8 protein-coding genes are annotated in these 12786 nt (G+C 75.5%); all 8 read left to right on the top strand.

All coding sequences use genetic code 11. The features are described 5' to 3' along the window. Nucleotides 1-1147, top strand: a 1147-nt coding sequence (locus tag ACG2DA_RS17945) for a hypothetical protein (protein ID WP_395257345.1), incomplete at its 5' end; no start/stop codon positions are given. A gap of 50 nt (nucleotides 1148-1197) precedes the next feature. Further along, nucleotides 1198-2229 carry an AAA family ATPase gene (locus ACG2DA_RS17940; RefSeq protein WP_395257343.1) on the top strand — a complete coding sequence of 344 codons (1032 nt, stop codon included), beginning with the start codon at nucleotides 1198-1200 and terminating at the stop codon, nucleotides 2227-2229. Further along, entirely contained in the window at nucleotides 2226-4595 is a 2370-nt protein-coding gene (locus ACG2DA_RS17935) for a hypothetical protein (protein WP_395257341.1), read from the top strand. Before ACG2DA_RS17940 ends, ACG2DA_RS17935 begins: the two co-directional genes overlap by 4 nt. Continuing rightward, nucleotides 4592-5605, top strand: a complete 1014-nt coding sequence (locus ACG2DA_RS17930; protein WP_395257339.1) for an ABC transporter ATP-binding protein — start codon at nucleotides 4592-4594, stop codon at nucleotides 5603-5605. The genes ACG2DA_RS17935 and ACG2DA_RS17930 overlap by 4 nt, the downstream gene beginning before the upstream one ends. Then, nucleotides 5602-7275: an ABC transporter permease gene (locus tag ACG2DA_RS17925; protein WP_395257337.1), complete on the top strand. Its 1674-nt coding sequence runs from the start codon at nucleotides 5602-5604 to the stop codon at nucleotides 7273-7275. Before ACG2DA_RS17930 ends, ACG2DA_RS17925 begins: the two co-directional genes overlap by 4 nt. Further along, entirely contained in the window at nucleotides 7272-8165 is an 894-nt protein-coding gene (locus tag ACG2DA_RS17920; protein WP_395257335.1) for a DUF58 domain-containing protein, read from the top strand. The genes ACG2DA_RS17925 and ACG2DA_RS17920 overlap by 4 nt, the downstream gene beginning before the upstream one ends. Next, nucleotides 8162-10009: a BatA domain-containing protein gene (locus tag ACG2DA_RS17915; protein WP_395257333.1), complete on the top strand. Its 1848-nt coding sequence runs from the start codon at nucleotides 8162-8164 to the stop codon at nucleotides 10007-10009. Before ACG2DA_RS17920 ends, ACG2DA_RS17915 begins: the two co-directional genes overlap by 4 nt. 7 nt (nucleotides 10010-10016) lie before the next feature. Then, nucleotides 10017-12786, top strand: a 2770-nt coding sequence (locus ACG2DA_RS17910; RefSeq protein ID WP_395257331.1) for a VWA domain-containing protein, incomplete at its 3' end; no start/stop codon positions are given.

Here is a 12786-nt window from a genome sequence, read left to right as displayed (position 1 = left end):
CCGCGACCTGCCGACCCCGCGGGACGCGGCCGCCGCGGTGGATAGCGCCCTGCGGTCCGGCGGGTTGCTGATGAGTCTCGCCGACCGCCCGGCCGCGGAGCGTTCCCCGGCGTGGCTCGCCCGGTTGGAGACCCGCCGCGACCGCTGGCGGGACGCCCGCCCCCCGCTGCCGCTGGGCCGTCTGGCGAAGACGTTGGCGGTTCCCGCCGTCTTCGCCCTGCTGGCCTGGACGGCGCCGGTGGAGTCGATGTCCGGGCAGGAGACCGCGGTCGATCGCACCGTCGCCGGCGATCGGCTGACGGGGGAACTGGCCGAAACGCTGGCCGCTCTCGCCGACTCCGCGACCGCCGATCCGGCGGCGCTGGCCCGGGCCAAGGCGGATCTGCAGCGGCTGACCGTGGAGATCGGCGAGGACGGTCCGACCGGGTCGCAGCTGGAAGCCGCCGACGCCCTCCGCGAGCGGATGCTCGGCGCCGTCGCCGCGGCGGGAACGTGGGACGGGGAGACCGCCGCGGGACTGGCCGGCACGCTGGCGAGCGGCGCCGACCTGCTCGCCGGCTCCGGGCTGCTGGAATCCGAGGCGGTCCGCAATGCGGCGACGGCGGCGGGGCTGGACGATCCCGAACGGTTGCGCGCCCTGCTCTCCGCGGCCGGCGAGAACCCCGACGCGATCCTCGACCTCGCCGCCGGCCTGACGGAGGAGCAACGCACCGCCCTCGCCGCCGCCGGCGCCGAAGCCCTCGCCCGGCAAGATCCCGAAGAACTGCTCGCGTCTCTTCCGCCGGAGCTGGCCGAGGCGCTCGCGTCTCCCCGGGCCGCTGAGTCGTCGCCGGCGCCCCGGCCGGGCGGTCCCGAACCGCGGCTTCCCCCCTTCGACCTGCCCCTCCCGAACGGGGCCGCGGAGGCCGGGAGCATCGCGGCTCAGGCGTTGGCGCCGGGCTTGGCGTCGGCGGGGCGGTTGGCGGAGGGCCTGTGGTCGGCCCGGCCCGCGGCGCCGGTCCGCAGCGCGCCGCCGAACTCCCCGCAGGTCGAGCGGCCGCCCGCGTCGTCGCGTCGTCTAACCGCCGGGCGGCCGGTGCCGCCGCGGTTGCGGGGAGTGGTACGCCGCTACTTTTCCGCGCAGACTCCCCCGCCCGTCGCCGAGTGACGTTCGTCGCTGGCTCCGCATTCCGTTCCCCTCCGCGAGTTTCCCCGCCCGTGTCTGACGCCGCGCCCGCGTCGGCTCTGCTGACGCCCGAGGAGGTGGACCGCGCCCGCGCCGGGCTGCTCCGCCTGCGAGACGGACTGGCGGGGGTGATCTTCGGCCAGGACGCCCTGCTGGATCTGGTGACCGTGGGGCTGATCGCCCGCGGCCACCTCCTCCTCGAAGGTCTGCCGGGCTTGGGCAAGACGGAGCTGGTCAAGGCCTTGGCGGCGCTGCTGGGGCTCGAGCATCGTCGGGTGCAGTTCACGCCGGACCTGTTGCCGGGAGACATCGTCGGCTCGGCGATTCTGCAGGAGAACGAGGACGGCCGCGGGCGGCGGCTGGAGTTCCGCCCGGGGCCCGTGTTCACGAACCTGCTGCTCGCCGACGAGATCAACCGGGCGACCCCGAAGACCCAATCCGCCCTGCTGGAAGCGATGCAGGAACGGCGGGTGACCGCCGCCGGGCAGACCCGGCCGCTGCCGGAGCCGTTCTTCGTGCTGGCCACGCAGAACCCGATTGAACTGGAGGGCACCTACCCGCTGCCGGAGGCCCAGCTCGACCGGTTCCTGTTCAAGATCGACGTCGGCGGCGTCGGCCCGGAGGTGCTGGAACGGATCGTGACCGCCCGCAGCGCCCGCCGGGCGCCGGAGCCGGAGCGGGTTCTGGACGGCGACGAATTGAACGCCCTGTTCGCCGCGGCGGACCGGGTGCACCTGCCGTCGGCGGTGCTGGCGTACCTCAGCCGGGTCGTGGCGGCGACGCACCCGGCCGACTCCCGGGCGCCGGAGCCGGTGCGAACGCACGTTCGCTACGGGGCGAGCCCGCGGGCGGCGTTGGGGCTCGCCGCGGCCTCCCGGGCGGCGGCGCTGCTGGCGGGCAAGCCGAACGTGGGCTTCGACGAGGTACGGAGGGTCGCCCCGGCCGTGCTCGGTCACCGGATTTTACCGGATTACGCCGCCCGGTTGGACGGTTGGAACGGTCCGAAGCTCGCCGCGGCGGTGTTGGAACACGTATCCGAAGTTGACGGAGGATCGCCTCGATGACGCCCCGCGGGCTCGCCCGAATCCTGATTGCCGTGTGCGTCCTGAGCGGGGCGACGCCGGCGGGCGCGCAGTCCGGCAGCGTCTCCCGGTCCAGTTCCGACGACCTGGAGTGCGAGTTCGACGACCGCTGGGTCGGCGGGCAGCGGGGCGGCTACTGGCCGGTGCGGGTTCGTCTGACGAACCGCGGCGCCGCCCGGGCGGTGACGGTGGCGTTTGTGCCCTACGAGTCCCGACGCGGCGGGGGACGGGCGATGACGGTCACCCGCACCGTCGCCCTGCCCGCCGGGGCGTCGACCCGCTTCACCCTGCCGGTACCGCTGACGGCGGCGTGGGGAGACGGCGAGGTGGCGATCCTCGCCGACCCGCTGCCGGAGGACGGCGTCGTCTTCGCCGACCCGCGGGACGCCGACGATCTGCTGGAGGACGCCGTGCCCGGTCTGACGCACGAGGTGCACCCGCCCCGGTCGGACGTCAGCGCCGTGCTCCCCCCGGCGACGCTGGTGATCGGCGATACGCCCGCCGACGAAAGCGCGTTCCAGCGAGCGGCGGCGACGATGCTCGCCGCAGTCGAAGCGGATCCCAGTCGCTCGACCGAACGTCGCATCTCGGGCCGCAGCCGCGGGGACGGCCGGACGCTCCCCCCGGACGCCCTGCCCGAGACGTGGCTCGGCTTCACGACCGTGGACGTGATTGTCGTCGACGCCCCGCGGCTGGCGGAACTGTCGGAGGGGACCCGGCAGGCGGTGCGGGATTGGCTCGCCGCGGGCGGCACGGTGGCGGTCATGAACGTGATGGAGGATCCCGCCGAACCGCTGCCGCCCGCCGTCCGCCGGGCGCTCGGGCTGAACGACGCCCCCGGCGGCTGGACCGCGACGGCGCCCGACGGCGACGGGACCCCGCCGGACCCGGAGGAGAACCCGTTCTCCCGGTTCGGCTCCCCGCCGTTCCGCCCCTTCGGATCGGACGGCGGCGGCTCCCGTCAGGGGTTTGACGACGGACCGCCGCGCGAAGACGGACCGCGGGGCGAAGACGAAGCCCGGTTCGAGGAGCGACCGCGATTCGACAGGGGCCGCCGGTTTGGCGGGAGACGACTCTTTGAAGAAGAAGCCCGTTCGCAGCCGCCGCGTCCGAGCCTGCCCGTCGGCCTGGCCCCGCGGCGGCTGAACGTGGCCGGCGGCCGCGTCTACGCCTTCGCGACGGGGCGGGACGGGGCGGGCGACTGGAACGCCGTATTCCGGGATCTGGGGGCCGATCGGCTGACGGTCGCGGACCGCTTCGGCGTCAGCGGGCGGGGGCCGAACGCCGAGTTCATCGAGTTTCTGATCCCCGGCGTCCGCGGCGTGCCGGTGGGTACGCTGGTGACCCTCATCACGCTATTCGTGATCGTGATCGGTCCGGTGAACTACCTCGTGTTGCGACGGCGACATCAGGTCGGGCGGCTGGCGTTGACGGTGCCGCTGATCGCCGCGGCGACCGCCGGCACGCTGCTGGCGTACTCCACGCTGATGCACGGGTTCGGGGCGAAGGCGCGGCAGTTGGCCGTCACCGCCCACGACCCCGACGCCGACCGGGCGGTGGAATGGGCCCGCACGGCGATCTTCGCCCCCCAGACGCCGGACGCCGGCCTGGTCTTTCCCGCGGACGCCGCCGTGCTGCCGCTGGCCCCGCCGGGGCCGAGCGTCGGGGGCGGCCGCGTCGATTGGACCGTCGGGCAGGCTTGGTCGGGGGACGCGCTCCGCAGCCGCACGCGGACGCAGTTCGTCACGGTCACCCCCCGTCCGGAACGCGGCCGGCTGTCGGTCGAGTGGGCGAACGGCCTGCCGACGGCGGTGAACGGGTACGAGCGGGACTTTGCCCTCATTGCGCTCTCCGACGAAGAGGGCCGCATCTACCACGGGGCGGACCTGCCGGCCGGCGGCTCCGCCGTTCTCCGGCCGATCACCGGGGAGGAGTCGTTTCAGTGGCGGGAGGCGCTCGACGATCGCCTGCCCCAGCCGCCGCCGGGGATGGAGGAGGGTCAGACCGAACTGCTGAGCGACTTCCCGATGCTCAACTCCGCCCCGGACACCCACGCGAGCTTCCGAGCCTCGCTGCTGTTTCGCACCGCCGCGAGCGTCCGCGGGCTCAACGAGCACACCGAACCGATCGACGCCTTCGAGGAGGCCCCGCTGGCGCCGGTGGCCCGGGGAACGTTCGTCGCCCTGCTGGCGGAGCCGGCGCTGACGGAATACGGCGGCCTGCCGGTCGACGCCCGCGGCGGCGCCCACCTGCTGATCGGCCGACCGGAGACGGACGGCGCCCCTGACCCGGCGCCGGCGAACGCGGGCGGCGCCGTCGGCGTGCGGCGGCCGGGGGGCGGGCGATGAGCGCGGCGCTTCTCGGCGCCGGCGCCGTCGGCGGGCCCCCGCCCTCGCTGGAGGTGCGGTCGCTCACGCGGCGGTTCGGCAAACTGAAGGCGGTCGACGACGTCAGCTTCGTCGCCCGGCCGGGACAGGTGATCGGCTTCATCGGGCCGAACGGCGCCGGGAAGACGACGACGATGCGGATCCTCGCCACCCTGGACACCCCCACCGAAGGCGACGCCTTCGTCTGCGGGCACAGCGTGATCGACGACGCCGACGCCGTCCGCGATAAGCTCGGCTTCATGCCGGACGGCTTCGGCAAGTATCCGAACATGTCCGTGGTCGAATACCTCGACTTCTTCGCCCGGGCTTATGGCCTGACCGGGGCCGCCCGGCGGGACGCGGTCGAGCGGGTGCTGGTGTTCACGGAACTCCGCCGGATCGCCCACAAGAGCGTGACGGAACTCAGTAAGGGCATGGGCCAGCGGCTGGGCCTGGGCCGCACGCTGGTGCACGACCCGGAGGTGCTGATCCTCGACGAACCGGCGGCCGGGCTGGACCCGCGGGCGCGGGTCGAACTGCGGGAGCTGATCGCCCTGCTGGCCCGCGACCTGAACAAGACGGTGCTGATTTCCTCCCACATCCTCACGGAGTTGGGCGAGATCTGCGACGCGGCGGCGATCATCGAGGCGGGCCGGATCGTCGTCTCCGGCACCGTGGAGGAGATCCGGGCGGCCCGGCGGACGAAGGCCGCGGCCCAGGCCGCCGAAGGGGGCGCCTCCGGCGCCGCGCTGGCCGTCCGCACGCTGGGCGATCCGGGGGCCGCGGTGCGGTGGCTGCTCGAACAGCCCGGGGTCACCGGCGCCGCGGAGTCGGGCAAAGCGATCGGCTTCGTCTTCGAGGGAGAAGACGCGGACCGGGCCGCGTTGCTGCGGAACATGCTCTCCGCGGGCTTCGAAGTGGCGGAGTTCGCGGCGGAGACGGAGAGCCTCGAAGACGCCTTCATGGCCCTCACCGAAGGGATCACGCAGTGAGCGCCGCCGTCGCCGACTCCGCCGACCTCCTCGCCGCAGAACCCTCCGCCGCCGAGCGACCCGGCGGGGCCGACGAGCCGAACCGGCTCAACGAAGGGCTGGACCGCGGGGGGGATCTGCTCAACCCGATCCTCATCAAGGAGGTCCGGCAGAGCTTCAAATCGAAGCAGTTTCTCGGCACCTTCTGGGCGTTGCTGGGCGTCTGCTGGCTGATCGGCAGCTGCGGGCTGCTGTTCGCCGGGAACGCAGTGGAGTTCGGGGCCGTCGGCGGGGCGTTTTTCACCCTGTTCTACAGCGTGCTGGCGTTCGCCGTGCTGCTCCTGGTGCCCTACGGGGCGTACCGCAGCGTGCTGAACGAACGGCTGGAGAACACGTGGGAGGTGCTCAGCATCACCTCGCTCTCCCCCCGGCAGATCGTGCTGGGCAAGATCGCCTGCGCGGCGATGCAGATGCTCGTCTACTACAGCGCCGTGGCGCCGTTCGTGGCCTTCTGCGCGTTGTTGCAGGGCTTCGACCCGAAAACGGCCGCGTTCTTCCTCGCGGCGACGGCGTGGGGGGCGATCGTCGCCAGCAGCTTCGCGGTGATGCTGGCCGCGGTGGTGCGGCAGAAGGTCTGGCAGGGATTGCTGGCGGGGGCCCTCGGGTCGGCGCTGTTCGGCGGGGTCTGGGTCTACGTCGGCAGCGCCTTCAGCGGGGCGCTGGTGCGGCCGCTGCCCTTCTCGGAGCCGGCCTTCCAGTGGTCGGTGCTGGCGTTCCTGGCGATCAGCGGCAGCTACGTGGTGCTGTTCGTGAACGCGGCGGCGGCGGGGCTGACCTTCGAGGCGGACAACCGCTCCACCGCCGTGCGACTGACGGTGACGGCCCAGTTCTGGCTGCTGATCGCGGCGGCGGCCGCCGTGTACCTCGCCCGACCGGACCTGCTGGGGGCGCCGGCGCTGGGGGTCGTCGCGGGGCTCTCGCTGACCCACTGGCTGTTCTGGGGGGTGGTGTTCGCGGCGGAGCCGGACGAGTTGAGCCGCCGCGTCCGCCGCGGCATCCCCCGCCGCCCGGCGCTCCGCCTGCTGGCCGCCCCGTGGCTGCCGGGCGGCTCGCGGGGCGTGCTGCTGGTCTGGATTCACCTCGTCGTCTTCACCGGGCTGGCCGCCTGGGTGCGGGTGGCGAAGGCGCCGGTGTTCTCCTCCCGCGTCGGCCGGGCGGGGACGGAGGTGGACGGCTGGGGCGATCTGCCCGGGGCCCTGCTCGCCGGCGACCCGTGGACGCAAATCGTCGCCTGCGGGATCGCGTTCACGCTGGTGTACGTCGGGCTGTGCGGCGCGGCGATGCGGCTGGGGTCGGCCCTGCTGCGGAACTGCCCGCCGACGGCCGCCCGGCTGGTGGTGCTCATCGTCGGATCCATGGGCCTGATTCCCCCGACGGCCGCCCGGATGTTGAAGTTCGTCAGCAACGAGGAGCCCACCGCCCTCGACGCCCTCTCCCCGATGCTGTTGGGCCCCGTGCTGGTCACCCGCGGGGCCACGGCCGGTCACCTGGCTCTGCTGGGCGGGTTGGCGGCGGCGGCGGTCGCGGCGAACGCCCCGTTCGTCGTCGGGCAGTTGCGCGACCTGCTCCGCCCGAAACCGCAGGAGGCGACGGCCGAGCCCGCGGCGCCCCCCGCGTCGGCGCCGGCATGACCCTGTCCCCTCCCGAGGACGCGTCGGCCGACCCGGTCTCGACCGACCCCGCCGTGCTGGCGGCGGCCGCCCGGTACACGCTCTCCGGCCGCCCGCCGCGGGCCGCGGGGGCGGTCGGGGAGCGCGTCGGCCGCACCGCCGGCAGCGGATTGGAATTCCGGGAGCACCGCCCCTACCTGCCCGGGGACGACGTGCGGCACCTCGACTGGGCCGCCTTCGCCCGCACGGACGTTCCCATCGTGCAGGTGTTCCGCGAAGAGGTCGCCCGGGAAACCGCCGTCTGGCTGGACGGCTCCGCCTCGATGGGCTGCGACGCCGCGAAGGGCCGACTCGCCCGCGCCCTCGCCGCCGCCTGCTGGCGGATGGCCGCGAACGACGGCGACCGACCCACCCTGCACCTGCTCAGCGAAGCCGACCGTCCCGACCCGCGGGGCCGGCCGCTGGAGACGCTCGACGGCGCCCCCTTCACGGGGCGGACCTCCCTCGCCGACCTCGCGGTCGGCGGCGGCCTGCCGGCGACCGGCCGCGGCGTGCGGGTGGTCCTCTGCGACTTCCTCTTCCCCCACGACCCGGGCCCGCTGGTGCGGCGCCTCTGCCGGGGGACGGACGCGGCGACGCTCATCCAGATCCTCAGCCCGTTCGAAGCCGACCCGCCGGAACTGGGCGGCCGCCGGCTGACGGACCCGGAGGCGCACGAGGCCGCGGAGGTGACCCTCGACCGCCCCGCCGTCGCCGCCTACCGCGCCCGGCTGCGGGCGCTCATCGACGGCCTTGCCCGGGCCTGCCGGAGCCACGGGGCGACCTTCGCCACGCTGACCGCGGGACCGCCGCTGGGCGACCTCTGCCGGGCCGTGCTGGCCCCGGCCGGGGCGTTGGGGGGGCGGCGGTGATTTCGTTCGCCCAACCCTGGGGGCTGCTGGGTCTGCTGGCGGTGCCGGCGGTGCTCTGGCTCCACCTGTACCGGGTGCGGTTCCCCCCGCTGGCGGTGGGCGGGCTGTTCCTCTGGGACGACGCGATTCGCCGGCCGGCCGGCGGGCGGACCCGCGACCGGCTGCGGCCGACGGCGAGCCTCTGGTTGGAACTGCTCGCCGCGCTGGCCCTCGGCCTGCTGCTGGGCGGGCCGCGGGTGAGTTGGGAAACAACCGCCCCGCACCTTGTGGCCGTGCTGGACGGTTCCGCCTCCATGGCGGCGACGGCGGCGGACGCCGAGGGCGATCGGGCGGCGCCGACCTTCCGCGACGCCGCCCTCGACCGGCTGGCGGAGCGGGCCGGCGAGCCGGGCTCGAACACGCTGCTGACCGTGATCGAAACCGGCGACCGCCCCCGCGTCGTCGGCGGCCCCCGGCGGCCGTACCGGAAGGTGGTCGCGGCGTTGCGGGAGCGCCCCGCCCCGGTGCGGCCGCGGCATGAGGTCGCCCCCGCCCTGGACCTTGCCGCCCGCCTCGCGGTCGACGGGGGGAGCGTGCTGTTCCTTACGGACCGGGACCCGGCGCGGCTCGACCTGCCGGAGGGCGTCGCGGTGGAGGCCGTCGGCGCCCCCCGGCCGAACGCGGCGCTGCTTGCGGCGACCCGACAGCCCGCCGCCGACGGCGCCGGGGAGGAACTGTTCCTGCGGGCCCGTTCTTACGGGGCGACCGGGCCGCTGACCGTGACGCTCCGCGACGCCGCGGGCGCCGAGCGGACGGATCGCACCCTCGACGCCCCGCCCGGCGGGGCCGTCTCGACGACGCTGCCGCTGCCGGAGGACCTCCGCGATCAGGCGGTGACGGTGCGGCTGACCGCCGCGGGGGACGCCCTCGCCGCCGATTCCTCCGCCACGCTCCTGCCGGAGCCGCGGCGTCCGGTGCGGGTCGCCGTCGCCCTGCCCCCCGGTCCGGCCCGCACCGCGGTGTCGCGGGCCGTCGACGCGCTGCCGGACGTCCTGCGGGCGGAGGACGAAGCGGACCTGCGGTTCGTCCCGCTCGCTTCGCTCTTCGCGGAGGGGCCGGAGAACGTCTGGACGGTTGCCGTCGGCTCGCTGCTGGGCGACGACGCCGGCGTTGACGCCGGCGGGCCGTTCCTGATCGATCGGGCGGACCCGCTGGCCGCGGGGGTCTCGTTGGCGGGAGCCGTTTGGGGCGGCGCCGGCGCGGGAACGACGGTGACGGGGCCGGACGGGGCGGCGTTGCCCCTCTCCCCGGTGATCGCTGCGGGGGACCGGGCGTTGCTGGGGCGGGTCGCGGGCTGGGACGGGGCCTTCGTGCTGAACGTCGATCCGGCCCGGGGCACGCTGGCCCGCACGCCGGACTGGCCGATCCTGATTTCAAACCTCGTCGAGGCCCGCCGGGCCGCCCTGCCGGGGCCGGACCGGGCGAACCTGCGGCTCGGCGAACCGGCCCGGCTGACGCTCACGGCCGCCCAGCGGGCCGCGGGCGGGCCGCTGGTTCTTCAGGCGTTGGACGGGGACGCCGCGATCGAACTGCCCCGGGAGGCGACGGTGACGGTCGCCCCGCCGTCGGTCGGGCTGTGGGCGGTGTCGGACGGGGCGGACGGGCCGGAGTTGGGGCGGTTCTCCGTGCGGCTGGCGGACGCTCGGGAGGCGGACCTGACCGGGCTCGGCTCCGGCACGATCGAGCCGGGTGAGGACGCCGCCGGCACGACGGTGGACGACCCGGCCCCCTGGCCGATCGCCCTGCTGGCGCTCGCGGCGCTGGGGGCGGTCGTCGGCGACTGGTGGGTCACCCGGCCCGTTTGAACGAACCGTGCGGTCCCGCACGCCCGACGGACCGGGCGGCGGCCGCTACCCTTGCGACGTGCTCCCCTTCGTCCGCCCCGCCCTGCTGTTGTTGGCCCTGCCGGTCGGCTGGGCGTGGTTCCGCTTCGGCCGCACCGGCGACCCGCGGACAGACGCGTTGCGGGGCATCCTCGCCGGGCTGCTGGTCGCCGCGGCGGCCGGGCCGGTGGCGGATCTGTCCGGCGAGGGGACCGATGTGGTGCTCGTGCTGGACCGCAGCCGGTCGATGCCGGCGGACGACGCGGCGCTGGCCGAGTTGGTGCGGAATGTCGACGCCGCCCGCGGTCCCGGCGATCGGGTCGGGGTGGTGACCTTCGGCGGCCGGCCGGCTGCGGAGCGGCCGCTGTCGGCGGCGGGGGCGACGGGGGAGTTCCTCCTCCCGATCGACGCCGACGGCACGGACCTCAACGCAGCCCTGCACCTCGCCCTCGACCTGACGGACCCCCGCCGTCCGGCCCGGTTGCTGGCGCTGTCGGACGGGGAGGCGACCGGCCCGGACCCCCGCGACGCCGCCCGCCGGGCTCGGGCGGCGGGCACGCCGATCGACGTCCGCCCGTTTCCCGCCGTCGGGACCGGCGACGCGGCGATCACCGCCCTCACCCTGCCCGCCTCCGCGGCCCCGGGGGAGCCGATCGCGGTGGGGGTGGAGTTCTTCAGCCCCGCCGCCGGCCGCGGCCGCGTCTCGCTCGCCCGGCGGGAGCCGGGGGGACCGGCGACGCCGATCGCCTCCCGGGAGGTCGATCTCCCCGCCGGCCGGGGCCGGGTGCGATTCCGCGACGTCGCCCCGGCGGACGGGTTCCACCTCTACGCCGCCACGCTGGAGACGCCGAACGACCCCCGGGCGGAGAACGATCGGGGCGAAGCCGGCCTGCGGATCGACGCCCCCCGTCGCGTTCTGCTGCTGCGCGAGCCGACGGCCGACGGAACCCCGGGCGGCGAACGCCTCGCCCGGGCGCTTGCCGCGGCGGGGCTCGAGACGGATGTCGCGGCGCCGGCCGACCGGCCGCTGACGCAGGATTCGCTGGACCCCTACGGGGCGGTGATCCTCGACAACGTGCCGGCTTCTTCGCTGGGGCGGCGAAAGATGACGGCGCTGGTCCGCTTCGTGGAAGACCTCGGCGGCGGTCTGCTGACGACCGGCGGCCGGAACAGCTACGCGGTCGGCGGGTACTTCGAGAGCCCGCTCGACCCGGCGCTGCCCGTGTCGATGGACCTGCGGGACGACGCCCGGCGGGAGCGCTCGGCGATCGTGGTTGCGCTCGACCGCAGCGGCAGTATGGCCGTGCCCGTGGGGGACGCCGACGGCGGGGGGCGGACGAAAATGGACCTGGCGAACGAGGGGGCCGCGGCGGCGGTGGCGGTGCTCTCCCGCGGCGACCGGGCTGCGGTGCTGGCCGTGGACACCGCTGCCGAGGCGATCGTCCCGCTGACGGAGATCGACGCCGGCGCCGGCCGCGTCGCGGCGGCCGCCCGCGGGATCGTCTCCTCCGGCGGAGGCATCTACGTCGACGCCGCCCTCGACGCCGCCGCCGATCAACTGGCGCGGGCGCCGGAGGCGGCCACCAAGCACGTCATCGTCTTCGCCGACGCCGCCGACGCGGAGAGCCCCACGGATTACGCGGCGCCGCTCGACCGGCTGCGGCAGTTGGGGGCGACCGTCAGCGTGATCGGCCTCGGTTCGCGGCTGGATCAGGACGCTCCGCTGCTGGAGGCGGTCGCGGAGGCCGGTCGGGGGAACGTGCTGTTCACCGAAGACCCCCGCGAACTGCCCCGCCTGTTCGCCCAGGACGCCCTGGCGGTGGTCACGGACACTTTCGTCACCGCGGAAACGCCCGCCGGCATCCCCGGCGAGTTCGCCTCCGGCGTCGCGCTGGTGGGGGAACTGGGCGCCGGCGCCTTTCCGGGCGTGGGCGGCTACAACCTCACGCAGCTGCGGGACGACGCCTCGCTGAGCGTCCGCACCCGCGACGAGTACGGCGCCCCGCTCGCCGCGGCCTGGTATCGCGGGCTGGGCCGGGTCGCCTCGCTCACCTTCCCGCTGGACGCCGACGCGTCCGGCGCCGGCGTGGGGCCGGCGGGAGACTGGGCCGGTCTGGACGAGTTCCTCGCCGCGCACGTCCGCTGGCTCACGGCCGGAGGCGACGGGAGCGACGCCTTCCTCACGGTCGCGCGGGAGGGGCGGACGGCGACGGTCACGGTCGAATTCGACCCGGAGCGGACCGACGCGGACGCCGGCGAGGAGTGGGAACTGCTGGTCGTGCCGCCGGCCGACGATCCCGACGCCGGGCCGCCGTCCGAACCCTTCGCCGTGGACCTCCGCTGGGACGGGCCGGGAACGCTGACCGGGCGGTTCGAACTGGACGAGGTGGGTACCTACCGCACGCTGCTCCGCCGGCCTGGCGGCGTGGCGACGCGGGGGCCGCCGATCAGCCTGCCCTACTCTCCGGAGTTCCTGCCGCGGGACGACCGCCCACCGGGGGCGGCGACGCTGGAGGAGATCGCGGCCCTCTCCGGCGGGCAGCGGCGGGCGGACGTGGCCACGGTCTTCGACGACCCCCCGCCCCGCCCGGCCCCGACGGCCCTGTGGCCCTGGTTCGCGGCGGCGGGGTGCGTGTTGCTCCTGGCCGAGATCGCCGGCCGCCGCTGGCAGTGGGCGTTGCCGTGGCGAACCGAGACGGAAGTCGTGGCGGCGCCGCGAACGCGGGAACGCCGGGCGGCGGCGGCGCCCGCGCGGCCCG

The sequence above is a fragment of the Alienimonas sp. DA493 genome, from assembly GCF_043951915.1.
Lineage (GTDB): Bacteria > Planctomycetota > Planctomycetia > Planctomycetales > Planctomycetaceae > Alienimonas.
This window is presented reverse-complemented; position numbering and strand designations above follow the sequence as displayed.

Bases quoted from the DNA above. Each gene is read 5' to 3' on its own strand.
- ACG2DA_RS17935 (WP_395257341.1), top strand. From the start codon at position 2,226: ATGACGCCCCGCGGGCTCGCCCGAATCCTGATTGCCGTGTGCGTCCTG.
- ACG2DA_RS17930 (WP_395257339.1), top strand. From the start codon at position 4,592: ATGAGCGCGGCGCTTCTCGGCGCCGGCGCCGTCGGCGGGCCCCCGCCC.
- ACG2DA_RS17920 (WP_395257335.1), top strand. From the start codon at position 7,272: ATGACCCTGTCCCCTCCCGAGGACGCGTCGGCCGACCCGGTCTCGACC.